This window comes from Novosphingobium sp. BL-A-41-Hi4B-X5A (genome assembly GCF_055521705.1).
This window is the reverse complement of sequence record NZ_CM145500.1, coordinates 1,736,797-1,758,514: the sequence shown is the minus strand read 5'-3', so window position 1 is coordinate 1,758,514 and position 21,718 is coordinate 1,736,797. Positions and strand designations below refer to the sequence as shown.

Sequence of the window (21,718 nt, the reverse complement as noted above, 5' to 3'; positions counted from 1 at the left end):
ACTGACATGACCGACGAAACCCTCGATGCCCTGCGCCTTCGCCTCGCCCCGGCTATTGCCGAAGCTGCTGCGTTCGATGGCTGGAAACCGGCTGCCGTTGCTGCGGCCGCTGCCATGGAGGGCGTCGATCCCGCGCTGGCTGCCTTTGCGTTCCAAGGTGGTCCGATGCAGATGATCTCCGCATGGATCGCGCGCATCGACGCCGACATGGCCGATGCGCTGCCCAGCACCCAACTCGGCAACCTGCCGATTCGCGAGCGCATCCGCCGTCTTGTCCAGTTCCGGCTCGATGCGCTGGTCGGCAAGGAAGAAGCCCTGCGTCGCGCGCTGGCGATCATGGCAATGCCGCAGAACGTGGCAAAGGCGACCCGGCTGGGCTGGTCGAGCGCCGATGCGATGTGGCGGCTCGCAGGCGATGTCGCCACCGATTACAACCACTATACCAAGCGCATCACGCTAGGCTCGATCTATGCTGCGACGCTTGCCTACTTCGCGCAGGATACCAGCGACGGCCACGAGGACACGCGCACCTTCCTCGACCGCCGGATCGAGAACGTGATGCAGTTCGAAAAGGCCAAGGCCAAGTTGGTCAAGCCGCGCGAGGAAACCTTCTCGCTGACGCGAATGCTGGGCCGCCTGCGCTATCCGGCGGCGTAACCGGTAACACATAGCGCGCCGCCCTTCGCCGGGATGACGATTGAAGGGTGGCGCCGACCTTCCTTTTTTGATCCAGCGCAATTCTATTGCGAATGACTTGCAAATGCTGGCTCGCTATGGCAGCGGGAACCGGTGACGCTCGATCAGCTCCCTATCGGTACGCCCGCCCGAATCGCATCGGTGGATTGGTCCGCGCTTGTCGCGGAAGAGGCGCAGCGCTTGCGTGCGCTTGGTCTTGACGAGGGGGCGAGGGTCACGCTCGCCTATCGTGGTGTCTTTGCCGGTCGCGATCCGCTGGCGGTGGAGATTGGCCGCATGACCGTCGCCATCCGCCGCATCCATGCGCTGGCGATGACGGTCGAACCGATCGCAGAAGCTGTCGCATGAGCAAGATGCCCACCGTCGCCGCGCTGGTCGGCAACCCCAACGCCGGGAAAAGCGCGCTGTTCAACGCGCTGACCGGTGCGCGCCAGAAGATCGCCAACTATCCCGGCGTCACGGTAGAGCGCAAGGCGGGCCGCCTGCTGCTTCCCTCGGGCGAGCCGGTCGAGCTGGTCGACCTGCCCGGCTCCTACGGCCTCGAAACCACCAGCCCTGACGAGGAAGTGACCCGCAAGGTCATCATGGGCGAGCAGGCCGGCCAAGCCAGGCCCGACGTCATCGTGCTGGTGCTCGACAGCTCGAACCTCGAACAGCACCTCGTCTTCGCGCAGGAAGTGCTCGAACTCGGCCGGCCTACGGTGGTTGCGCTCAACATGGTCGATCTGGCCGAGCGCGATGGCTTGACCCTCGATCCCGCCGCACTCGAAGCTGCGCTCGGGGTGCCGGTGATCCCGACCGTGGCCGTCCGCCGTCGTGGCCTGACCGAACTTGCTGCCGCCATCGCCGAAGCGCGTGACAAGCCCGAGCGCGCGCTCGACGCAGCGCGTCCCCACGTCACCCTGCCCGAACGCCGCATGCTGGCCCACCAGATGGCGACCGCGGCGATCCTTTCGGAGACGGCAAAGCACCGCATCCATGCGCGCATGGACAGGCTCCTGCTCCACCCGTGGGCGGGGCCACCGATCCTCTTCGCGTTCCTGTTCATCGTCTTCCAGGCGGTGTTCAGCTGGGCCACGCCCTTTGCCGACGCGATCGACGGCGGCGTTTCGGCGCTCGGCGATCTTGCCAAGGCCACCCTGCCCGAAAACCTGCTGCGCGATCTCCTGACCGATGGCGTGATCGCAGGCGTCGGCTCCGTCCTGGTGTTTCTGCCGCAGATCATCATCCTGTTCTTCTTCATCCTGACGATGGAGGCGACCGGCTACATGGCCCGCGCCGCCTTCCTGATGGACCGCATGATGGCCGGCGTCGGCCTGTCGGGCCGCAGCTTCATCCCGCTGCTGTCAAGCTTCGCCTGCGCCATCCCGGGCATCATGGCCACGCGCAGCATCACCGATCCCAAGGACCGGCTAACCACGATCCTGATCGCGCCGATGATGACCTGCTCGGCGCGCCTGCCGGTCTATGCGGTGATCATCGCCGCGTTCATTCCGAACACCCGCGTCGGCCCCGGCATTGGGTTGCAGGGTCTCGTCCTGTTCTGCCTCTACGTCGCCGGGATCGTCGGCGCGATGGTGGTGGCGCTTGTGCTGCGCCGTTCGGTCACCAAGGGCGCGGCTTCGGGCTTCATCATGGAGCTGCCCAAGTACCAGCTGCCCACGCTCAAGGATCTCGCGCTCGGCCTGTGGCAGCGCGCGTGGATCTTTCTGCGCCGCGCCGGCACGATGATCTTCACGGTCACGATCGCGCTGTGGATCCTGCTGAACTTCCCGCGCGCAGAGCCGGGGCAGGACCAGGTCAACGCCTCGGTCGCCGGTACTCTGGCCAATGGCCTGTCGGTCGTGCTCGAACCCATCGGCTTCAACCGTGACATGAGCCTGGCGATCATCCCTGCAATGGCCGCGCGCGAAGTCGCCGTCAGCTCGCTCGCCACGACTTATGCCGTCAGCGCCAGTGATGACGAGGATCAGGCTGCGATGGCGCTGGGCGACCAGCTCAAGTCGCGCTGGACCCTGCCGATGGCGCTCGCCTTCCTCGCGTGGTTCGTCTTCGCTCCGCAGTGTCTCTCGACCATCGCCGTCGCGCGGCGCGAGACCAACGGCTGGAAATGGCCGGCGTTCATGCTCGCCTACCTCTTCGCGCTGGCCTATGCGGCGGCGGGGGTGACCTACTGGACGGCGATTGCGGCGGGGCTGGGTTAGAAGGGTTTCACGCAAAGGCGCGGAGAAGAAGGGGAGGCGCGGGGTTGTCGCGCTTGCGGCGCAGCCGCTCTCCAATTCCAATCTTGCGTCAGCCTCGTCGTTGCCGGAGTAGAGGGGCCTGTCGGCCCAGCGCTACCCCCCTCTGCGTCTCCCTTTCTTCTCCGCGTCTCTGCGTGAACCAATCTTCCTTCTGGAAAACTCACAGGCCCGGACTCGCCCCCCACCAAAGCCATGCGCTACGCAATCGGCCAGATCAGAAGGAACGTGATTCGATGGCAGGCAGCGTCAACAAGGTGATCCTTGTCGGGAACCTCGGGGCAGACCCCGAAATCAAGAGCTTCCAGAACGGTGGCCGCATCGCCAACCTGCGCATCGCGACATCCGAAAGCTGGAAGGACCGCGCCACCGGCGAGAAGAAGGAGCGCACCGAGTGGCACTCCGTGGTGATCAATTCCGACGGTCTCGTCGGCGTGGTCGAACGCTTCCTGCGCAAGGGCTCCAAGGTCTACATTGAAGGCCAGCTGCGCACCCGCAAGTGGCAGGACCAGTCCGGCAATGACCGCTACACCACCGAAATCTCGGTCGGCGGCATGGGCGGCGTGCTGACCATGCTCGATGGGTCGGGCGGCGCTGGCGGCGGCGGCATGGGCGGTGGCGGCGGCGGCCGCTCGTCCGGCGGTGGCTGGAATGATGGCGGTTCTTCGGGCGGTTCGGGCGGCTTCGGCGGCGGTTCCTCGCGCGGTGGCGGCTCGTCAGGCGGCAGCGCCGGCGGTGGCTGGAACCAGGGCGGCGGCGGCTTCGGCGACGATCTGGACGACGATATTCCGTTCTGATCGTCGGATTGCTTGACGCAGGAACAACAAGGCGCTGCGGGCAAAAGCTTCGCGGCGCTCTTGTTTATTGCAAGCTCAGGTCCCCCGCGTATCCCCGTAGAGGTGGATATGCAGCCGGTCGGTAAAGCGCCAGCCGCGCTCCAGCGCTTCCTCGGCCAGCCAGCGCGAGCGTTCGCGCAGAACCGAACTGGCTGTGCCCTCGGGCATAACGAACAGGTGATCGCTGGCGATGCCATGGCGGTCCTGCAGCGCGGCGATCTCGGCAAGGTCGGAAGCGCTGGCCACCACGAACTTGAACCATGCGCGGGTATCGCGCGCCCAGGCGTCCAGCCGCTCGGGCACCAGCGCCAGTTCTGCGGGATTGCCCGAATGCGCCAGCTTGGGGCTGACGTTGAACTGGTCGATCAGCGCATCGAGTTCCGGATGCACTGCCACGGTGCCGTTGGTCTCGACCTCGACATGAAGGGCAGGGCGTTCGGACTTGAGCAGGGCCACGGTGCGCGCCAGCGCTGCCCCCTGCAACAGCGGCTCACCACCAGTGATCACCAGCCGCTCCTCGGGGTGGGACAGGATCAGCGCGGCTGCGTCAGCCTCGCTCATCGCGATCTGGTTCTCTCCCCGCTCAAACGCCACCTCGTCGCGGTGCGGCCGATTGTCGCCGGTGAAGCGCCAGGTATAGGCGGTGTCGCACCAGCGGCAGGCGAGGTTGCAGCGCGAAAGCCGCACGAACACCGAGGGCCGACCCATGCCGGGGCCTTCGCCCTGAAGCGAGGAGAACACCTCCGGCTCGCCGGGGTTCACGGTGGCCAACACGATCGACATCTCAGGCCCTTACTTCTTCCCCCATCAAGGGGGACGGGAGTTTATCCCAACCGCTGCAGTGCCGCCGCCAGGCGCTCGGCCTCGGCAGCATGCATCGCGTGGTCGGCGCGGGCCTTCTCGACCGCTTCGGGCTTGGCCTTCTCGACGAACGAGGGATTGCCCAGACGCCCTTCGAGCGACTTCGCTTCCTTCTGCGAGACTGCCAACGCCTTCTCCAGACGCGCCTTCTCCGCCGCGATGTCGATCACGCCTTCGAGCGGTACGATGATGTTGGCATCGCCCGCGCCAACCTGCATCGCAGCGCCCGAAGGCGCCGATTCGAAGCGGATGCCGTTAAGCCGCGCAAGACGCTCGATCGCCGCAGGGTTCGCCTCGATGATCGAGCGCGTCTGCGCCGAAGGCTCGGGCAGGTAGGCGTCAAGCTTGGCCCCCGGCGAAATGCCGAGTTCGTTCTTGGCGGTGCGCAGGTTGGAGACCAGCGCGATGAGCCATTCGACCTCGCGCTTGGCGGCCGCATCTACCGTAGCTTCGGGCTTGGGCCAGGCCGCGACGATCAGCTCGCCGTCGCGCTTGCCCAGCGCATGCCACAGCTCTTCGGTTACGAACGGCATGAACGGATGGAGCATCACCAGAATTTGGTCGAGCACCCAACCCGCGACCGCCTTGGTCTCGGCATCGAAATTGGCCTTGATCAGTTCGATGTACCAGTCGCAGAACTGGTCCCACACGAAGTGATAGACGGTGTTTGCCGCTGCATCGAAGCGCAGGTCGGCCATCGCCTGATCCAGCGCGGCGACGGTTTCGACGACTTCGCCGATGATCCACTTGTTGACCGCCGCTGTGGCGGCAGGGGCTGCGACCGAGGTGCTGCCGGTGATACCGTTGCTATGGCAGAAGCGCGCGGCGTTCCACAGCTTCGTGGCGAAATTGCGATAGCCCTCGACGCGCTTCTCATCCATCTTCACGTCGCGGCCCTGGCTCTCCATCGCGCACATGAAGAAGCGCAGTGCGTCAGCCCCGTACTTGTCGATCAGGCCGAGCGGATCGACCACGTTGCCCTTGGACTTGCTCATCTTCGCGCCATCGGCGGCGCGGACAAGGCCGTGCAGGTAAAGCTTCTTCCAAGGCACCTCTTTCATGAAGTGCAAGCCCTGCATCGCCATGCGCGCATCCCAGAAGAACAGGATGTCGAAACCCGAGACAAGCAGGTCGTTGGGATAGTGCTTCTTGAGCAGCGGTGCGTCTTCATCCGGCCAGCCGAGCGTGGCGAAAGGCCACAGGGCGGAGGAGAACCACGTGTCGAGGACGTCCTCGTCGCGGCTCAGCGTCACGCCTGCGCCTGCCTTGGCCTGCGCCTCTTCCTCGGTCTCGGCAACGTAGCACTGGCCATCCGAGCCATACCAAGCCGGAATCCTATGCCCCCACCACAGCTGGCGGCTGACGCACCATGGCTGGATGTTTTCCATCCAGTTGAAGAAGGTCTTTTCCCATGTCTTCGGCACGATCTCGATTGCGCCGGAGCGGACCGCTTCCATCGGCGCCTTGGCCAGCGTTTCGGCATCGACGTACCACTGGTCGGTCAGCCACGGCTCGATCACCACGCCGCCACGATCGCCAAACGGGGTCTGGATCGTGCGCGGTTCGGCATCGTGCAGAACCTCGTTGCCTTCCTTGTCCTTCGTCACGTGCGGGATCAGGAAGCCCTGTTCCTTCATCCGCTCGACCACGAGCTTGCGCGCATCGAAGCGGTCGAGCCCGAGGAACTCCGCAGGCACCAGCCCATCGGCGGTCTGCACCACCTTCGCCTCGGCATCGAACATGTTGAGCATGTCGGCGGCCTTGATCCCGGCGCGCTTACCCACTTCGAAGTCGTTGAAGTCGTGCCCCGGCGTGATCTTCACCGCGCCCGAACCCAGCTCAGGATCGGCATGCTCGTCGGCCACCACCTTGAAGCGGCGTCCCGTCAGCGGCTGCAGGATCTCCTTGCCGATCACAGACTTGTAGCGCTCGTCCTCGGGATGCACTGCCACGGCCATGTCGGCCAGCATCGTCTCGGGCCGCGTGGTGGCAACCTCGATGTAATCGAGGCCGTCGTCACGCTTCACGCCGTCGGCCAGCGGGTACTTGAAGTGCCAGAAGCCACCCTGAACCTCGCGCGTCTCGACCTCAAGGTCCGAGATCGCCGTCTTGAGCTTGGGGTCCCAGTTCACCAGCCGCTTGTCGCGGTAGATCAGGCCCTGGTTGTAGAGGTCGACGAAGACCTTCACCACCGCGCGGGTGAAGTGCGGGTCCATCGTGAACTGCTCGCGCGACCAGTCCATCGAGCAGCCGAGGCGGCGCAGCTGGCCGGTGATCGCGCCGCCGCTTTCCGCCTTCCACTCCCACACCTTGTCCACGAACTGCTCGCGGGTGTAGTTGGTGCGCTTGTCCTGCTGCGCCTCCATCTGGCGCTCGACCACCATTTGCGTGGCAATCCCGGCGTGGTCCATGCCCACCACCCACAGCGCATCCTTGCCGCGCAGGCGTTCATAGCGGATCGCCACGTCCTGCAGCGTGTTGTCGAGCGCATGGCCTATGTGGAGCGAACCCGTCACGTTCGGCGGCGGATTGACGATGGTATAGGGCGCGGCATCGGGCCGCTCGGGGCGGAACAGCCCGTTCTGCTCCCAGTGGGCATACCACTTGGCTTCGATCCCGGCGGGTTCGAATGTCTTGGCGAGTTCGCCGGAAGTCTGCGCTGAAGTCGTCTCGGTCATGGGGCAGCGCCTTGCCATCGCCGGCCCGCGCCTGCAAGCGTTCCGGGGAACCGCAAGCGTTGTTCCGCCGTTACGGCGCTTGTGATGCACTTGTCGCCTTGGATTAAATCCCCCATGAAGCGGGCAAGATGCGGGAACTGACCGATTTCCAGATTGAGGCCTCTGCGCATGGGGAAGGCGCGACGCTCGCCTTCCGCGGGCCGATGACGGTGTCCTCGCTGGGCCTTGCCGATGCGCGTCTGCGCTCCATCAGCGAATCCGTCAGCGTGATCGATCTTTCCGGTGTGACCCGGATGGACACCGTCGGCGCGTGGACCGTCTGGCGGCTGTCGCGAGACAACGACGCGAAAATTACTGGCTGCAGCGAGGATGCGCAGAAGCTGGTCGATGCGATCAGCAAGGCGGATTCGAACGACCATTCGGTGGCTGCCGCGCGCCTCCCGCTGCTTGAACGCGTCCCCGCGCATGTCGGCGATGTGATGATCGGTCTGGGGCTGGGCATGTTGCAGGTGCTCGGCTTCCTCGGCCAGATCATCCAGGCCGCCGGGACACTGCTGCGCCACCCATCGCGCTTTCGCGGCAAGGCGCTGGTCCACCAGATGGAACTGGTGGGCGTGAACTCGCTCGCGATCATCGGGTTGATGAGCTTTCTCGTCGGCATCGTCATCGCCCAGCAGGGTGCAGTGCAGCTGCGCCAATTCGGGGCGGAGATCTACACCGTCAACCTCGTCGGCCGACTGACCTTGCGCGAGCTTGGCGTGCTGATGACCGCAATCATGGTCGCCGGCCGCTCCGGCTCGGCCTTTGCGGCACAGCTTGGCACGATGAAGCTGACCGAAGAGGTCGACGCCATGCGCACCATCGGCGTCTCTCCGATGGAGGCTCTGGTCGTCCCGCGCATTGCGGCAACGATGATCATGATGCCGCTGCTCGGCTTCTATTCGGCCTTCCTTGGCATCATCGGCGGCGCCTTCCTGTCGAGCGTTTCGCTCGGCATCCCGTTCTTCACCTTCCTCGCGCGGATTCAGGAAGTGGTGCCCCTGCACGACGTCTGGGTTGGCCTGACCAAGGCACCGGTGTTCGGCCTCATCGTTGCGCTGGCGGGCTGCTATCAGGGCATGCAGGTCAAGAACAATGCCGAGGAAGTCGGCGCGCGCACCACCGCTGCGGTGGTCATGGCGATCTTTACGGTCATCGTGCTCGATGCGTTCTTCGCGGTGTTCTTCACCAATATCGGGTGGGGCTGATGGAACAGGCCGCAACCACCACCGCCGAGCAGCTTGTCGACCTGCCTGATCCGTTCGACGGCAAGTACCCGATCCGCGTGCGCGGCGTGCGCAATGTCTTTGGCGATCACGTGATCCACGATGGCCTCGATCTCGATGTGCGCCGGGGGGAAATCCTTGGCGTTGTCGGGGGTTCGGGCACCGGCAAGTCGGTCCTGATGCGCACGATCATCGGCCTGCAGATTCCCGATGCGGGCGAGGTCGAAGTGCTCGGCGATACGATCACCGATGCCCGCGACGATGATGACATCGACATCCGCAGCCGCTGGGGCGTGTTGTTCCAAGGCGGCGCGCTGTTTTCGACGCTGACCGTGGCCGAGAACGTCGAAGTCCCCTTGCGCGAATTCTATCCCGAAATCAGCGACGAACTCCGCCACGAGATTGCGCGGTACAAGGTCCTGCTTTCGGGCCTGCCGGCCGAGGCGACAAGCAAGTATCCGTCCGAACTTTCCGGCGGCATGAAGAAGCGCGCCGGCCTTGCCCGTGCGCTCGCGCTCGATCCCGAATTGCTGTTTCTTGACGAGCCGACCGCCGGGCTGGACCCGATCGGCGCAGCGGCGTTCGACCAGCTGATCCTCAAGCTGCAGCAGACGCTTGACCTCACCGTGTTCCTGATCACCCACGATCTCGATACGCTGTACGAAATCTGCGACCGGGTGGCGGTGATCGCGGACAAGAAGGTGATTGCCGTGGGCACGATCCCGGAACTGCTCGCGCTCGATCATCCGTGGATACAGGAATACTTCAACGGCCCGCGCGGACGTGCGGCGCAGGATGCGCAGGAGCGGCATGATGCCGTACGGGCAACACTTTCGGACGACGGGCGTTCTTCGCCTGATCCTGACGGGGCATAAGGACTAGCCGATGGAAACGCGCGCAAACCATATCTGGGTCGGGCTCGTCACGCTGGCATTGCTGGCGGCGACCGCCGTGCTGACCATCTGGATCGCGCGCCTGAACCAGGGCGACCTCAACGAATACGACATCTTCTTCAAGCAGTCGGTCGACGGCCTGGCCAAGGGGTCGGAGGTCTCATTCTCGGGCGTGCCGTCGGGCCAGGTCAAGGACATCAAGCTGTGGGAGCGCGATCCCGAATTCGTGCGCGTGCGCATCGCGGTCGACCGCAAGGTGCCGATCCTGCAGGGCACCACGGCCAGCCTGCTCGGCAGCTTCACCGGCGTTTCGACGATCCAGCTCTCCGGCGCGGTCAAGGGCGCCCCGCCTATCGCTTGTCCGAAGGAAAACAAGCGCGCCACTTGCCCCGAAGGCGTGCCGGTGATCCCGACCAAGCGCTCGGGCCTTGGCGAAATCCTCTCGAACGCGCCGCTCCTGCTCGAACGTCTCGCTACCCTGACCGAGCGCCTGACCATGGTGCTGTCGGACAAGAACCAGAAGTCGATCGAGAACATCCTCGCCAACACCGATCGCATGACCGGCAATCTCGCCGATGCCTCGCCCGATGTGAAGCGCACGCTGGCCGAACTGCAGGCCACGCTGCGGCAGGCCAACTATACGCTGGCCAGCTTCGAGAAGCTGACGAACTCGGCCGACAATATGCTCAACAACGATGCCAATGGCCTCGCCAAGCAGCTGCGTCAGACGCTGAAATCGGCGCAGGGCGCGGCTGATGAGCTGCAAGGCACCCTGAGCGAAGCCCGCCCGGCCGCCCGCCAGCTGAACGAACGCACGCTGCCTGCTGCCGAAGCGGCCATCCGCGATCTGCAGGCGACCACGAAGAGCTTGCGCGAAGTGACCGACCGCCTGAACGATCAGGGCGTCGGCGGTTTTGTCGGCGGCCCCAAGCTGCCCGACTACAAGAATTGAGGAGGCGATGAAGATGATCCGCAAAGCCCTTGTCGTCCCCGCACTTCTCGCCGCCCTCTCCGGTTGCGTCAGCCTCGGCCCCAAGGTGCCGGACACGCTGCTGGCGCTCACCCCCACCGCCGCGCCTGCTGCAGGCAGCGGCACCAGCGGCACGTTCGCCACTGCGCTGGTAGTGATGGAGCCCTCGGCCGAAGCGCGCCTCGCCGTCACGCGCGTGCCGGTGCAGATTGACGATGCCAACGTGGCCTATCTCCAGAAGACGATGTGGGTCGAACGCCCCTCGCGCCTGTTCCAGCGCCTACTCGCCGAAACCATCCGCGCCCGCGGCAACCGCCTCGTCATCGAGAATGATCCGGGCGCTGCCGGCCTGCATCTCTCGGGCCGGCTGCTCGACATGGGCTACGACGCCCGCACCCAGTCCGCCGTGGTCCGCTACGATGCGGTCAAGGAAGCCGGCGGCCGCGTGGAGACCAGGCGCTTTGAAAGCACGGTGCCGGTGGCAGAGGCCGAAGCCAAGTACGTCGGCCCGGCGCTGAACGAAGCCGCGAACGCCGTGGCCAAGCAGGTGGCCGACTGGGTGGGGTGATGTTGCCCTTGCGCTGATTGGGCAGCAACTGGATCCCGGCCTGCGCCGGGATGACGAGAAACAGAGCTTGGTATCAATCGTCACCCCGGCGCAGGCCGCCTGTAAGGCTAACCCCGCGCCAGCCCCGCAAACCGCGCCGCCGCCGCAAACGCGCCAGCCCGCTTCTCGCGCCGCTCCATCGCTTCGGCGTCCTTGCCCCAGAGTTCGGCCTGCCAGTCTTCTTCGAGGTTGGCGGCATCCCACAGCGCGTCAAGATCGGCTTGCGGTTGCAGCGCGGCGAGGCCGATCACCAGCGAGGCGGCGAGGCTGGTGGTGTTGCGCAAGGCGGCAAGCTGGAAGGCATCGAGCGCTTCGAGTTCATCGCGCAAGGCGGCCAGCGTTTCGACCGGTTGCGGCTTGTGGATAATGCCGGTTACCCGCACGAACTGCACGCCCAGGCGGGTTTCGGCATTCGCCAGCAACGGTTCCCACATCAGCCGCTGGCGCGCGGCAAAGGCCTCGTCCGGCTCGGCGCGATAACATAGCGTATCGGTCTCGGCGTAAGGCAGGATTTCCCCGATCACCGAGGCGCGGTCCCGCGCCACCACGTCGATCGCGTAGTCTGCCATGTCGCGCAGCAGGAACAGCGCGGGGTCGATTTCCGGTCCTTGCGCAGACCATTCCGCCGCCATGGCCTCGGCCAGGGCTTGCGTCGGCACCACTTGCGGCCTGCCGCCTACCGTCTTGATCGCCCGCCCGTCGAGCCTCACCCCGAAGCCGCCTTCTGCCGCCTCGACCGTCACTGCCTTGTAAAAGCGCTTCATTGTCTATTCCGGAGTACGCCACCGCCGCGCGACGATGCGCGGCAGGAAAAAGAAGTCCCACAGGCCTGCCAGAGCCAGCACGATCCCGACCAGCGGCGGGAGCTCGGCCAGCGGCCCCGGCCCCTTGCCCGCCTGCACCAGCACGCCGAGCAGCACCAGCACCGCGCCCGAAGCCCGCACCGCCTGCAACGCGAAATAGCGGCCCATTGCCGGATCTCGGGCCTGATCGCTCATGCAATCCTCCCCAGCAGTGCACGCAAGTCCTCGATGCTCGTCGCCACCGCTTCCGCGCCGGCTTCGATCAGTTCCTCGGTCTCGTGATAGCCCCAATCGACCCCGAACGAGCGTACGCCCGCGTTCACGCCCATGTGAATGTCATAGACGGTGTCGCCGATCATCGCCGTGCGCGCGCGATCCGCGCCGGCATCGGCAATGCACTGCTCGATCATCGAGGGGTCGGGCTTGGAAGGATGACGGTCCGCGGTTTGCAGCGAGACGAAATGCCCGGTCAGCCCATGCGTGGCGAGGCAATGGGCAAGGCCCCGGTCTGACTTGCCGGTGGCGACGGCAAGTTGCCAGCCTTGCCCGGCCAGTTCCTCGATCAGCGAGGCGATGCCTTCATAGAGCGGCTCGGCCACCGCCCCTGCGGCACGGCGGGCGCGGAAGGCATCCTTGTAGAGTTCGGTGAGGCTCGCGTGCTCGTGGTGTTCGCCCTCAGGGTGCAGTTGGCGCATCGCCTCGTGCAGCGAGAGGCCGACGACGCGGCGCGTCAGCTGGCGTTCGGGCGGGATCAGGCCCGCAGCCTTGAACGCCGCATCCATCGCCGCGCAGATATCGGCCTGGCTGTCGACCAGCGTGCCGTCGCAATCGAAGATCGCCAGTTTCAAGGAACAAGCCTCCGCATCAGTTCGGCAATCGCCGGAGAGCCCTCGGCTTCCAGCCCAGCCGCCACGCGCGCACGCTCATCGGCGCTCTTGTTCTGCGATAGCTTGAAGGTGGGCCGCCATGCCAGCACTTCCATCTCGAAGCCGACGATCCCGCCCATCATCGCACGCAGCTTGTCCTCGGGCATCTTGTCCATCGTCCAGGGTGTGCCTTCGGTCACCCGCGCCTCATGCGCATCAGAAACGGTCTCGAGCAGTCCGCGCAGTCCATCCTGATCCATCCGCCGCACCCGGCCTTCCATCTCGAGCGAGACGTAGTTCCACGTCGGCACTTGCGCCGGATCGGCATACCAGCGCGGGCTGACATAGCCGTCCGGTCCGTTGATCACCGCCAGCGCGGTCATCCCGTCAAGATGCCGGGTCAGCGCATTGCCCCGCGCGAGGTGGAACTGCACCGCGCCGTCGCCGGTCGAATGCAGCGGTACGTGCGCCACGCGCGGACCGTCCGGCACCGTGGCAAACACCATCCCGAACCCGATCTCGGCAATCAGCGCCTCGAACAGGTCGCGGTCATCATGCCGGAAGGACGGGTTGGGATGCATCAGTCTTTCCGCGTCCTCGGGGCAGGCTTGCCCGATGGCGCCCTGCGCGGAGCAGCAGGCTTCCCGGCAGGCTTTGCAGGACCCTTTTTCGGCGGCGCGCCCTTTGTCGGACCAGCGCGCTTGCCCGTGGGCTTGCGACCGGCGCTGCCCGCACCCTTCTCACTGTCGGCGCGCTTGCGGCGTTCGCCCCGGCGCTCCTTGCGATATTCCTTGGCGTGCTGCTTCGCCGCGCGCTTTTGCATGGTCTTTTCAGGGACCAGCTTGGGCGCTTCCAGCGGCAGGTCGCCGTCTTCCTCGTAGAAGCCGAGGCTGGCCATGCTCGCCGCGAAGTGCGCCGGAAGCGGCGCGGTCACGTCGATCAGGTCGCCCTCGGGATGCTCGATCCGCAGGCGGCGGGCGTGGAGGTGCATCTTGCGGCTGATCGTGCCGGTCAGGAACGCGGCCTGCCCGCCATACTTGCCGTCACCGACGATCGGATGGCCGATCGCTGCCATGTGCACGCGCAACTGGTGGGTGCGCCCGGTCAGCGGCTGCAGTTCGACCCATGAGGCCGAATTGCCCGCGCGGCTGATCACGCGGTAACGGCTGCGCGCGGACTGGCCTTGGCCGCTCTCGTCGACCATCATCTTCTCACCGCCCGTGCCCGGCTGCTTGGCCAGCGGCAGTTCGATCAGTCCGTCCTTCACTTCTGGCACGCCGACCACCAGCGCCCAGTAGATCTTGCGCGCCGAGCGGCCGGAGAAGTGCTTGGAAAAGAATGCGGCGCTGCCCGGCGTGCGCGCGATCAGCAGGACGCCCGAGGTGTCCTTGTCCAGGCGGTGGACGAGGCGCGGGCGGGGCTCGCCATCGGCGGCATAGGCATCGAGCAGTCCGTCGACATGCTCGTGCGTGCCGCTGCCGCCCTGCGTGGCAAGGCCCGGCGGCTTGTTGAGCACAATTGCGGCGCGGTCCTTTTCCAGCACCATCGATTCGGCCAGCGCAATCTGCTCCTCGGTCAGCGGCTTGCGCACGCGCTGGCCCTTGATCCCGGCTCCCACCGGCGTGGCATTGCCGGGAGGGACGCGCAAGGTCTGCCCGGCTTCGAGCCGCGTATCGACATCGGCGCGCTTGCCATCGACGCGGATCTGCCCGGTGCGCGCCCAGCGCGATACGGTGGCAAAGCCGACCTGCGGCAGGTGGCGCTTGAACCACCGGTCAAGCCTTGCTCCGGCATCGTCACGGCCCACGGTGAACTGGCGGACGTTGTCGTCCGGGATCTTGCCGCGGCTCATGCTGCACCCCGCATCATTGAAAGGCCAAGGAACAGCCCGGCCACGCCGCCCAGCAGCGAGCCCAGCGCATAGAAGCCGGCCATGCCATAAAGTCCGCGCTGCATCAGCATGGCGGTTTCAAGGCTGAAGGCAGAGAAGGTGGTGAAGCCGCCGAGCACGCCGACGCCCAGCAGCAGGCGCAGCGATTCGCTGCCGTCCTGCCGCGCCAGCCATCCTGCAAGCAGGCCCATCAGCAGGCTGCCGCTGACGTTGATCAGGAAGGTGCCCCATGGGAACAGGGTGTTGGGACCGGAAAACGCAGTTACGGCGCGCCCCGCGTGATAGCGCAGCATGGCGCCTACGCCGCCACCCAGGGCGACGATGGCAGTTGCCGTCAGTGTATTGGGAGAGTTCATCCGCCGCCCTTAACCTCATGGCCTGCAAAATGCACGACTTTGCTTGCCTTTGTGGCCCGATTTGGCTAGTGGCGCACCCGTTCGGGCCGGTCCTGTACGGATTCGGCTTGTTTTGTGTTTCCAGATTAAGGTGACTCCCGCCGGTTTCGCGGGCTCTCGCCGTCAGATTGAGGTGTAGCGGTTTATGCAGATTCTCGTTCGCGATAACAACGTCGACCAGGCTCTTCGTGCACTCAAGAAGAAGCTGCAGCGTGAAGGCGTGTATCGCGAAATGAAGCTGCGTCGCCACTTCGAGAAGCCCTCGGAAAAGCGCGCTCGCGAGAAGGCTGCTGCCGTCCGTCGCGCCCGCAAGCTTGAGCGCAAGCGCCAGGAGCGTGACGGCGTCAAGTAAGAAGGATCGGGGCGGAAACGCTCCATCTGGCTACTTGCCGTTCGCGCCCTGATGGGCCAAGAGGGCGCCGCACTCCGGCGCCCTTTTTCGTGTGCCGGATCAGGTCATTCGAATCATCCAGCGCGATTCGAAGCGAATCGCGCTTGAGGGGGAAAGCATGTCGGAAATCACCCGCGTTCCGCTCCAGCCCGTTGCCAAGGGCTCCGTCGGCAAGATCTGGCTCGGCGTCATCGCTGCGGTCGTGCTCGGCTCGGGCGTGGCCTATGCCACCCGCTACCAGGGCATAGAGATCGAGACGGTCAAGGCCGGCACCGGCGCTTCGCCGACCAAGGCTGACGTGGCGCTGATCAACTATGTCGGTCGCCTCGCCAGCGGCAAGGAGTTCGACCGTGGCCAGAATGCGGTCCTCCCGCTCGAAACCGTGATCCCTGGCTTCTCCGAAGGTCTTTCGAAGATGCAGAAGGGCGGCAAGTACGTCCTCGAGATCCCTTCGGAAAAGGCCTACGGCGCCGAAGAGAAGCGCAATCCGCAGACCGGCGAAGTGGTGATCCCCGCCAATTCCGACCTCGTCTTCGAAATCGAACTGCTCGATTTCCGCAGTGCTGCTGAAATCCAGCAGCAGCGCATGATGCTCGAACAGATGCAGCGCATGCAGGGTGGGGCCGGTGGTGCGCCCGGTGGCGCTCCGGGTGGCGTGCCGATGCCCGAAGGCGCTCCGCAACCCTGATCCTGGCCGGGCGCCCTTATGGGGCGGCCTCGGCTTGAAGCACGCCGTGCGCTCTGGTAGCGCGCGGCGTTCCTTTTTTCTTTCCGATAAGAGTATCCGCCATGTCCGTAGATACCGCCACGGTGGCGAAGATCGCCTCGCTGGCCCGCATCAAGGTCACCGAGGCCGAGCTTGACGCGATGGTCCCCGAACTCAACGGCATCCTCGCCTGGGTCGAACAGCTCGGCGAAGTCGACGTCACCGGGATCGAGCCGATGACTGCCGTCATCCCGAACCACCAGCGCCTGCGCGATGACGTGGTCAATGCCGATCCGCTGACCGGCGGCGACATGCGCGATGCGGTGCTGGCCAACGCGCCAGCGCCCGAACATGGCTTCTTCGGCGTGCCCAAGGTGATCGAATAATGACGAATATTACTGATCTCGGCATTGCCGCCATCCGCGATGGCGTGGCCAAGGGCGCGTTTTCCGCCACCGAAGTCGCCACCGCGTTCAACGCGGCGGTCGAGGCCGCGCAGCCCGCGCTCAACGCCTTCATCGTCACCACGCCGGAAAAGGCGCTGGAAGCTGCCGCGAAGGTCGACGCGGACCGCGCCGCTGGCAAGCCGCTTGGACCAATGGCGGGCGTGCCGATTGGCATGAAGGACCTGTTTGCCACCAAGGGCACGCAGACCACCGCCGCATCGAAGATCCTCGAAGGCTTCAAGCCGCAGTACGAATCGACCGTTTCGCAGAAGCTGTGGGACGCGGGCGCCGGCATGCTCGGCAAGCTCAATCTCGATCAGTTCGCCATGGGCTCCTCGAACGAGACCAGCGCCTTCGGTAACGTGATCTCGCCGTGGCGTCGCCCGAACGACACCGCGCCGCTGGCCCCCGGCGGCTCCTCGGGTGGTTCGTCCGCTGCGGTTGCCGCGCGCATCGCGCCTGCTGCCACCGGCACCGACACTGGCGGCTCGATCCGCCAGCCCGCGGCCTTCACCGGCATTTCCGGCATCAAGCCGACTTACGGCCGCTGCTCGCGCTGGGGTGTCGTGGCGTTTGCCTCGTCACTCGATCAGGCAGGCGCAATGGCCCATGACGTGACCGACTGCGCGATCATGCTCGAAGCCATGGCAGGGTTTGATCCGAAGGATTCGACCAGCCTCAACCTGCCGGTGCCGGAATGGACCGCAGGCCTCAATGCCGACATGCGGGGCAAGAAGGTCGGCATTCCGCGCGAATACCGCCTCGACGGCATGGACCCTGACGTCGCCAAGAGCTGGGACGATGGCATCGCCTGGCTGAAGGATGCCGGCGCCGAGATCGTCGAGATTTCGCTGCCCCACACCAAGTACGCGCTGCCGACGTACTACATCATCGCGCCTGCAGAAGCCTCGTCGAACCTCGCCCGCTACGATGGCGTGCGCTATGGCCTGCGCGATCTGCCGGATGGTGCCGGCCTGCAGGACATGTACGCCGCCACCCGCGCCGCCGGGTTCGGCCCGGAAGTGAAGCGCCGCATCATGATCGGCACCTATGTGCTCTCGGCGGGCTTCTACGATGCCTACTACACCCAGGCCCAGAAGGTCCGCACCCTGATCGCGCGCGATTTCACCAATGCGTTCATGGACGTCGACGTGATCCTCGTCCCCACCGCGCCGTCCTCGGCCTTTGCGCTGGGCGAAAAGAGCGCCGACCCGCTGGAAATGTACCTGAACGACGTGTTCTCGGTGCCTGCCAGCCTTGCCGGGCTTCCGGCCATGTCGGTCCCGGCCGGGCTTGACCGCAACGGGTTGCCGCTTGGCCTTCAGGTCATCGGCAAGGCCTTCGACGAGCAGGGCGTGCTCAATGCCAGCCTCGCTCTCGAACAGCGCGCGCAGTTCTCCGCGCGCCCGGAGAAGTGGTGGTAAGACAGTCGACCGACGGGAGCGGCGCGGGCATGCCCTTGCGCTATCCCGTCCTCGATGCCTTGCGCGGTCTTGCGGCGCTGGGGGTGGTGTTCCACCATATCCCCGCAACAGCAGGCCTGTCCGCCGCCGGATTCGATGCGAACTTCGGCCGCATGGTCGATCTGTTCTTCGTCCTTTCCGGCTTCGTGATTGCCGCCTCCTATGGCGCGAAGCTGTCGGCAGGCTTCTCGTTCTCGCGCTTCATCTGGCTGCGCTGGGGCCGCGTCTGGCCGCTGCATGCCGCGATGCTCACCGTCTTCGCGCTGTCGATGCTGGCGCTGGGCGTGATGCGGCCAGAATTGCGCACCCACGGCCTGATGGCAGGGCAGGGCGATCCGGCGGACCTGCCGATTGCCTTCCTGCTGCTGCAGGGCGTGGTGCCGTCGCTCGGGATTACATGGAACCACCCGAGCTGGTCGGTCTCGGTCGAGATGCTGCTCTATCTGCTCGCCGCTGCGGGCTGGAAGCTCGCCGGGAAGCGCGTGTGGATGGCGTGGCTGGCGCTGGCCGTGGCGGTGCTGACCTTTGCCACGTTCGGCGGTCCGTTTGATGGCCTGGCGTCCAACATCGGGCGCGGAATTGCCGGGTTCGGCCTCGGTCTTGCGCTGCATCGCGCCTACGAGCAATCATCGCCACCGCAGTTGCCGATTGCTGTGGCGACCGTGCTTGAGCTGGCTGCCTTTGCCGCTCTTGGCGCGGTGCTGTGGGGCAGCGGCAATCTCATGGCCTTCGATCTTGCCGCCACCGCGCTCGTCGCGCTCTCGGCCCTGCAGCGCGGGCTCGTCTCGCGCCTGCTGAGCGCCGCGCCGTTCCAGTGGCTCGGCACGATGTCCTACGCGCTGTACATGGTCCACGTCTTCGTGATCGGCCGCGTGTTCGATCTTCTGGCGGTGCTCCAGCCGCGCCTGGGGCTGATGATTGCCGATAGCACCATCGGCGGTGCCGACGCGCTGACCGGCCCCGATTGGCAGGCCGACGCGATGAAACTTCTCATCATGGCGCTGTGCCTGATCGTGGCGGTGCCGTTTGCCAGACTGATCGAACAACCGGCGCGGGCGTGGTCGCGCCGCCTGGCCGGACGACCGGAGCCGAGGCCAGCCAATTGACCCCTTTCCAACCCATCCCTCACACCTTATCGGGCAGAGCATGAGCGAATATCGTATCCAGGGCGCAACCGGCGAATGGGAGGTCGTGATCGGCCTCGAAGTCCACGCGCAGGTCACTTCGAATGCCAAGCTGTTTTCCGGCGCGGCCACCGCGTTCGGGGCTGAGCCGAACACGCAGGTCAGCCTGGTCGACGCGGCGATGCCCGGCATGCTGCCCGTGCCGAACATGGAGTGCATCCGCCAGGCGGTGCGCACCGGCATGGCGATCAATGCGCAGATCAACAAGTGGTCGCGGTTCGATCGCAAGAACTACTTCTATGCCGATTTGCCGCAGGGCTACCAGATCAGCCAGCTCTACCATCCGATCGTCGGCGAAGGTTCGATCGAAATCCAGCTTGACGACAAGAACCCGGAATCGACCAAGACCATCGGGATCGAGCGCATCCATGTGGAGCAGGACGCCGGCAAGCTGATGCACGATCAGCACCCGACGATGTCCTATGTCGATCTCAACCGCTCGGGCGTGGCGCTGATGGAAATCGTCAGCCGCCCGGACATGCGTTCACCGGCAGAGGCCGGAGCCTACCTGTCGAAGCTGCGCACGATCCTGCGCTATGTCGGTTCGTGCGACGGCAACATGGACCAGGGTTCGATGCGCGCCGACGTCAACGTCTCGGTCCGCCGCCCCGGTGAACCGTTCGGCACCCGCACCGAAACCAAGAACGTCAACTCGGTCCGCTTCGTCATGGCCGTGGTCGAGCAGGAGGCAAAGCGCCAGGTTGCCCTGATCGAGGATGGCGGTGCGGTGGTGCAGGAAACGCGCCTCTACGATCCCGATCGCAACGAGACCCGCTCGATGCGTTCGAAGGAAGACGCGCACGATTACCGCTACTTCCCCGACCCCGACCTGCTCCCGCTCGAACTCGATGATGCTTTCCTCGAGGAATGCCGCGCGTCGCTGCCCGAGCTGCCGGACGCCAAGCGCCATCGCTACGAGACCGCGCTCGGCCTGTCAGCCTATAACGCAGGCGTGTTGACGGCGGACGTGGAAACCGCGCGCTGGTTCGAGGCGCTGCTGGCCGAGACAGCTGCCAAGGCGAAGAAGCCCGAAGCGGAAGTGGCCAAGCAGGCCGCCAACTGGCTGATCTCCGAACTGTTCGGCGCGCTGAACAAGCTCGGCAAGGGGCTGGACAATTCGCCGGTCAGCCCGGCGGCAGGTGCCGAACTGCTGGCGCTGATCGCCGACGGCACGATTTCCGGTTCGATCGCCAAGCAGGTGCTGGAAAAGATGCTCGAGAGCGGTGACGGCGCCGCCGCCATCGTCGAGCGCGAGGGCCTCAAGCAGACCTCCGACACCGGCGCCATCGAAGCCGCCATCGACGGCATCCTCGCCGCCAATGCCGACAAGGTCGATCAGTACAAGGCAGGCAAGGAAGCCCTGTTCGGCTTCTTCGTCGGCCAGACGATGAAGGCGATGCAGGGCAAGGCCAACCCCGGCGTCGTGAACGAACTGCTGAAGAAGAAGCTCAATTAAATCGGGCGATTGCAGTTGTTTCGAGTACAGGTGATGTCTATGGTAAGGCGCAGTAAAGGGGGATAACAATGCGCCTTTCATTATTGGCAGTGGGTCTTGCGTTTGCCGCGCCCGCTTATTCTCAAGTATCGCTTGAGGGTAAAAACAGTGAGATGACCCAAGGAAACGTTCAGCTCAACGTCAAGGTCGGGACTACGACCAAGGCTGACGTGCTTGAGGTTTTCGGTGCTCCCAACATCACGACTCGTGACGGAAGCGGACAGGAAGTCTGGTCTTACCAGCGGCATGCTACCGTTGCGAAATCAAAAGAGAAAGACAGTTTCTGGACAATCCTTCTTGTTGGAGGAAGTTCGCGAGCAAGTGGGTTTAGCCAAACATCACGGACGATGACGCTGATCATCAAGTTCAACGCGGACGATGTCGTTTCCGATTTCCGCAGCCGTACGAGTGATTTCTGATGAAGAATTTTATGCGCGCGCTAGTCGCTACATTCGGGGCATTTGCGGTGGTGTTTGCCGCGGTTCCTGCGACGGCCAAGAAGAAGCCGGAACTGACACCTCTGGAACTGCAAGCGCTGCAGTCTCGTGAGTTTGAAACCGGAAAGGAAAACCTTTTCAACGCCGTGATGACAGTTGTCCAAGATTTGGGCTACCAAGTTCAGTCAGCTGACATGCAGACAGGTTTCATCACTGCCGTAAGTGCTGCCGAACAGAAGACAAACTTTTTCGAAGCGCTTGGTGGAGGACGGTCTACGGCGGTGACCAAGATGACCGCTTTTGTCCAAAACATGCCGAATGGGATGTCGCGAGTGAGGCTGAATTTCATGTTCAGCAAGACATCGTCAACGCTTTATGGACAAGCCAATCAGCAGGACAAACCCATACTCGATCCGCTCACTTATCGTGCAGCGTGGGAAAAGATCGACGAGGCACTGTTTGTTTCGGGCGCGCTCGAGCCGTCCAAAAAGGCCGAAGGAAATAGTGCGTCAGCTGCACCTGCTGCAACTGTTACGCCTGCACCGTCTGGAACGGCCACAGCCAATTAAGAGCGTTGATCGCCCCAAATTGGAAG

General features: G+C 64.8%; 24 protein-coding genes. 16 read left to right on the top strand and 8 right to left on the bottom strand.

All coding sequences use genetic code 11. The features are described from left to right. Positions 1–6 precede the first annotated feature (6 nt). The 4 genes from ACZ1JY_RS08385 (at position 7) to ssb (ending at position 3,733) form a co-directional block, all read left to right on the top strand. A complete protein-coding gene (locus ACZ1JY_RS08385) occupies positions 7–657 on the top strand; it encodes a COQ9 family protein (protein ID WP_465128987.1) in 651 nt (216 codons plus the stop codon). Between the two features lie 132 nt (positions 658–789). After that, complete coding sequence (locus tag ACZ1JY_RS08380; protein WP_168905163.1) at positions 790–1,044, top strand: FeoA family protein; 255 nt, start codon at positions 790–792, stop codon at positions 1,042–1,044. After that, positions 1,041–2,900 carry a ferrous iron transporter B gene (gene feoB, locus ACZ1JY_RS08375; protein ID WP_465128986.1) on the top strand — a complete coding sequence of 620 codons (1,860 nt, stop codon included), beginning with the start codon at positions 1,041–1,043 and terminating at the stop codon, positions 2,898–2,900. Before ACZ1JY_RS08380 ends, feoB begins: the two co-directional genes overlap by 4 nt. A gap of 272 nt (positions 2,901–3,172) precedes the next feature. After that, positions 3,173–3,733: a single-stranded DNA-binding protein gene (ssb, locus tag ACZ1JY_RS08370; RefSeq protein ID WP_168905164.1), complete on the top strand. Its 561-nt coding sequence runs from the start codon at positions 3,173–3,175 to the stop codon at positions 3,731–3,733. 75 nt (positions 3,734–3,808) lie between these two features. Here ssb and ACZ1JY_RS08365 read toward each other — a convergent pair whose 3' ends face one another. Together ACZ1JY_RS08365 and ACZ1JY_RS08360 are read right to left on the bottom strand one after the other, a co-directional pair. Further along, positions 3,809–4,555 (bottom strand): 7-carboxy-7-deazaguanine synthase QueE, encoded by a 747-nt coding sequence (locus tag ACZ1JY_RS08365; protein WP_465128985.1) that lies wholly within the window; start codon positions 4,553–4,555, stop codon positions 3,809–3,811. 41 nt (positions 4,556–4,596) lie between these two features. Beyond that, positions 4,597–7,311: a valine--tRNA ligase gene (locus ACZ1JY_RS08360; protein ID WP_465128984.1), complete on the bottom strand. Its 2,715-nt coding sequence runs from the start codon at positions 7,309–7,311 to the stop codon at positions 4,597–4,599. Between the two features lie 128 nt (positions 7,312–7,439). On the opposite strand from ACZ1JY_RS08360, the gene ACZ1JY_RS08355 reads away from it, so the two are divergent. The 4 genes from ACZ1JY_RS08355 to ACZ1JY_RS08340 are packed head-to-tail and all read left to right on the top strand — an operon-like array spanning position 7,440 to position 11,007. Then, the gene (locus ACZ1JY_RS08355) at positions 7,440–8,558 is read left to right on the top strand and encodes an ABC transporter permease (protein WP_118073117.1); all 1,119 of its coding nucleotides are present in this window, start codon (positions 7,440–7,442) and stop codon (positions 8,556–8,558) included. Next, a complete protein-coding gene (locus ACZ1JY_RS08350; protein ID WP_465128983.1) occupies positions 8,558–9,451 on the top strand; it encodes an ABC transporter ATP-binding protein in 894 nt (297 codons plus the stop codon). Before ACZ1JY_RS08355 ends, ACZ1JY_RS08350 begins: the two co-directional genes overlap by 1 nt. Before the next feature lie 10 nt (positions 9,452–9,461). Next, entirely contained in the window at positions 9,462–10,421 is a 960-nt protein-coding gene (locus ACZ1JY_RS08345; protein ID WP_118073118.1) for an MlaD family protein, read from the top strand. Positions 10,422–10,434: 13 nt separating this feature from the next. Next, on the top strand, positions 10,435–11,007 hold the full coding sequence (locus tag ACZ1JY_RS08340; protein WP_465128982.1) for an ABC-type transport auxiliary lipoprotein family protein: 573 nt from the start codon (positions 10,435–10,437) through the stop codon (positions 11,005–11,007). 107 nt (positions 11,008–11,114) lie between these two features. Here ACZ1JY_RS08340 and ACZ1JY_RS08335 read toward each other — a convergent pair whose 3' ends face one another. The 6 genes from ACZ1JY_RS08335 to crcB are packed head-to-tail and all read right to left on the bottom strand — an operon-like array spanning position 11,115 to position 14,962. After that, positions 11,115–11,810, bottom strand: a complete 696-nt coding sequence (locus ACZ1JY_RS08335) for an ATP12 family chaperone protein (RefSeq protein WP_118073119.1) — start codon at positions 11,808–11,810, stop codon at positions 11,115–11,117. A 3-nt stretch (positions 11,811–11,813) separates the two neighbouring features. After that, on the bottom strand, positions 11,814–12,044 hold the full coding sequence (locus ACZ1JY_RS08330; protein ID WP_168905170.1) for a hypothetical protein: 231 nt from the start codon (positions 12,042–12,044) through the stop codon (positions 11,814–11,816). Next, entirely contained in the window at positions 12,041–12,697 is a 657-nt protein-coding gene (locus tag ACZ1JY_RS08325; protein WP_168905171.1) for an HAD-IA family hydrolase, read from the bottom strand. The genes ACZ1JY_RS08330 and ACZ1JY_RS08325 overlap by 4 nt, the downstream gene beginning before the upstream one ends. Next, positions 12,694–13,296, bottom strand: coding sequence for an FMN-binding negative transcriptional regulator (locus ACZ1JY_RS08320; protein ID WP_465128981.1), 603 nt, complete (start codon positions 13,294–13,296; stop codon positions 12,694–12,696). The genes ACZ1JY_RS08325 and ACZ1JY_RS08320 overlap by 4 nt, the downstream gene beginning before the upstream one ends. Then, the gene (locus tag ACZ1JY_RS08315) at positions 13,296–14,567 is read right to left on the bottom strand and encodes an RluA family pseudouridine synthase (RefSeq protein ID WP_168905173.1); all 1,272 of its coding nucleotides are present in this window, start codon (positions 14,565–14,567) and stop codon (positions 13,296–13,298) included. The genes ACZ1JY_RS08320 and ACZ1JY_RS08315 overlap by 1 nt, the downstream gene beginning before the upstream one ends. Then, a complete protein-coding gene (gene crcB / locus ACZ1JY_RS08310) occupies positions 14,564–14,962 on the bottom strand; it encodes a fluoride efflux transporter CrcB (RefSeq protein WP_205525275.1) in 399 nt (132 codons plus the stop codon). Before crcB ends, ACZ1JY_RS08315 begins: the two co-directional genes overlap by 4 nt. Positions 14,963–15,146: 184 nt before the next feature. On the opposite strand from crcB, the gene rpsU reads away from it, so the two are divergent. The 8 genes from rpsU to ACZ1JY_RS08270 all read left to right on the top strand — a co-directional run bounded on the left by rpsU (position 15,147) and on the right by ACZ1JY_RS08270 (position 21,692). Further along, positions 15,147–15,353, top strand: coding sequence for a 30S ribosomal protein S21 (gene rpsU, locus ACZ1JY_RS08305; protein WP_039331685.1), 207 nt, complete (start codon positions 15,147–15,149; stop codon positions 15,351–15,353). A gap of 157 nt (positions 15,354–15,510) precedes the next feature. After that, a complete protein-coding gene (locus tag ACZ1JY_RS08300; protein ID WP_118074654.1) occupies positions 15,511–16,080 on the top strand; it encodes an FKBP-type peptidyl-prolyl cis-trans isomerase in 570 nt (189 codons plus the stop codon). A 101-nt stretch (positions 16,081–16,181) separates the two neighbouring features. Then, complete coding sequence (gene gatC, locus ACZ1JY_RS08295) at positions 16,182–16,484, top strand: Asp-tRNA(Asn)/Glu-tRNA(Gln) amidotransferase subunit GatC (RefSeq protein WP_118073124.1); 303 nt, start codon at positions 16,182–16,184, stop codon at positions 16,482–16,484. Then, positions 16,484–17,968, top strand: a complete 1,485-nt coding sequence (gene gatA, locus ACZ1JY_RS08290; protein ID WP_465128980.1) for an Asp-tRNA(Asn)/Glu-tRNA(Gln) amidotransferase subunit GatA — start codon at positions 16,484–16,486, stop codon at positions 17,966–17,968. The genes gatC and gatA overlap by 1 nt, the downstream gene beginning before the upstream one ends. Beyond that, positions 17,962–19,113 carry an acyltransferase family protein gene (locus tag ACZ1JY_RS08285; RefSeq protein ID WP_465128979.1) on the top strand — a complete coding sequence of 384 codons (1,152 nt, stop codon included), beginning with the start codon at positions 17,962–17,964 and terminating at the stop codon, positions 19,111–19,113. The genes gatA and ACZ1JY_RS08285 overlap by 7 nt, the downstream gene beginning before the upstream one ends. Positions 19,114–19,153: 40 nt before the next feature. Next, positions 19,154–20,647, top strand: coding sequence for an Asp-tRNA(Asn)/Glu-tRNA(Gln) amidotransferase subunit GatB (gene gatB / locus ACZ1JY_RS08280; RefSeq protein ID WP_465128978.1), 1,494 nt, complete (start codon positions 19,154–19,156; stop codon positions 20,645–20,647). Between the two features lie 68 nt (positions 20,648–20,715). Next, positions 20,716–21,105 carry a hypothetical protein gene (locus tag ACZ1JY_RS08275; RefSeq protein WP_465128977.1) on the top strand — a complete coding sequence of 130 codons (390 nt, stop codon included), beginning with the start codon at positions 20,716–20,718 and terminating at the stop codon, positions 21,103–21,105. Further along, positions 21,105–21,692, top strand: a complete 588-nt coding sequence (locus ACZ1JY_RS08270) for a hypothetical protein (protein WP_465128976.1) — start codon at positions 21,105–21,107, stop codon at positions 21,690–21,692. Before ACZ1JY_RS08275 ends, ACZ1JY_RS08270 begins: the two co-directional genes overlap by 1 nt. The last annotated feature ends 26 nt before the right edge of the window (positions 21,693–21,718 follow it).

What these genes read in the sequence shown, in the direction of transcription:
- gatA (WP_465128980.1), top strand. Translation starts at nt 16,484, where the DNA reads ATGACGAATATTACTGATCTCGGCATTGCCGCCATCCGCGATGGCGTG.
- rpsU (WP_039331685.1), top strand. Translation starts at nt 15,147, where the DNA reads ATGCAGATTCTCGTTCGCGATAACAACGTCGACCAGGCTCTTCGTGCA.
- ACZ1JY_RS08320 (WP_465128981.1), bottom strand. Translation starts at nt 13,296, where the DNA reads ATGCATCCCAACCCGTCCTTCCGGCATGATGACCGCGACCTGTTCGAG.
- feoB (WP_465128986.1), top strand. Translation starts at nt 1,041, where the DNA reads ATGAGCAAGATGCCCACCGTCGCCGCGCTGGTCGGCAACCCCAACGCC.
- ACZ1JY_RS08275 (WP_465128977.1), top strand. Translation starts at nt 20,716, where the DNA reads ATGCGCCTTTCATTATTGGCAGTGGGTCTTGCGTTTGCCGCGCCCGCT.
- crcB (WP_205525275.1), bottom strand. Translation starts at nt 14,962, where the DNA reads ATGAACTCTCCCAATACACTGACGGCAACTGCCATCGTCGCCCTGGGT.
- ACZ1JY_RS08365 (WP_465128985.1), bottom strand. Translation starts at nt 4,555, where the DNA reads ATGTCGATCGTGTTGGCCACCGTGAACCCCGGCGAGCCGGAGGTGTTC.
- ACZ1JY_RS08345 (WP_118073118.1), top strand. Translation starts at nt 9,462, where the DNA reads ATGGAAACGCGCGCAAACCATATCTGGGTCGGGCTCGTCACGCTGGCA.
- ACZ1JY_RS08360 (WP_465128984.1), bottom strand. Translation starts at nt 7,311, where the DNA reads ATGACCGAGACGACTTCAGCGCAGACTTCCGGCGAACTCGCCAAGACA.
- ACZ1JY_RS08385 (WP_465128987.1), top strand. Translation starts at nt 7, where the DNA reads ATGACCGACGAAACCCTCGATGCCCTGCGCCTTCGCCTCGCCCCGGCT.
- ssb (WP_168905164.1), top strand. Translation starts at nt 3,173, where the DNA reads ATGGCAGGCAGCGTCAACAAGGTGATCCTTGTCGGGAACCTCGGGGCA.
- gatC (WP_118073124.1), top strand. Translation starts at nt 16,182, where the DNA reads ATGTCCGTAGATACCGCCACGGTGGCGAAGATCGCCTCGCTGGCCCGC.
- ACZ1JY_RS08340 (WP_465128982.1), top strand. Translation starts at nt 10,435, where the DNA reads ATGATCCGCAAAGCCCTTGTCGTCCCCGCACTTCTCGCCGCCCTCTCC.
- ACZ1JY_RS08350 (WP_465128983.1), top strand. Translation starts at nt 8,558, where the DNA reads ATGGAACAGGCCGCAACCACCACCGCCGAGCAGCTTGTCGACCTGCCT.
- ACZ1JY_RS08355 (WP_118073117.1), top strand. Translation starts at nt 7,440, where the DNA reads ATGCGGGAACTGACCGATTTCCAGATTGAGGCCTCTGCGCATGGGGAA.
- ACZ1JY_RS08335 (WP_118073119.1), bottom strand. Translation starts at nt 11,810, where the DNA reads ATGAAGCGCTTTTACAAGGCAGTGACGGTCGAGGCGGCAGAAGGCGGC.
- ACZ1JY_RS08300 (WP_118074654.1), top strand. Translation starts at nt 15,511, where the DNA reads ATGTCGGAAATCACCCGCGTTCCGCTCCAGCCCGTTGCCAAGGGCTCC.
- gatB (WP_465128978.1), top strand. Translation starts at nt 19,154, where the DNA reads ATGAGCGAATATCGTATCCAGGGCGCAACCGGCGAATGGGAGGTCGTG.
- ACZ1JY_RS08270 (WP_465128976.1), top strand. Translation starts at nt 21,105, where the DNA reads ATGAAGAATTTTATGCGCGCGCTAGTCGCTACATTCGGGGCATTTGCG.
- ACZ1JY_RS08330 (WP_168905170.1), bottom strand. Translation starts at nt 12,044, where the DNA reads ATGAGCGATCAGGCCCGAGATCCGGCAATGGGCCGCTATTTCGCGTTG.
- ACZ1JY_RS08315 (WP_168905173.1), bottom strand. Translation starts at nt 14,567, where the DNA reads ATGAGCCGCGGCAAGATCCCGGACGACAACGTCCGCCAGTTCACCGTG.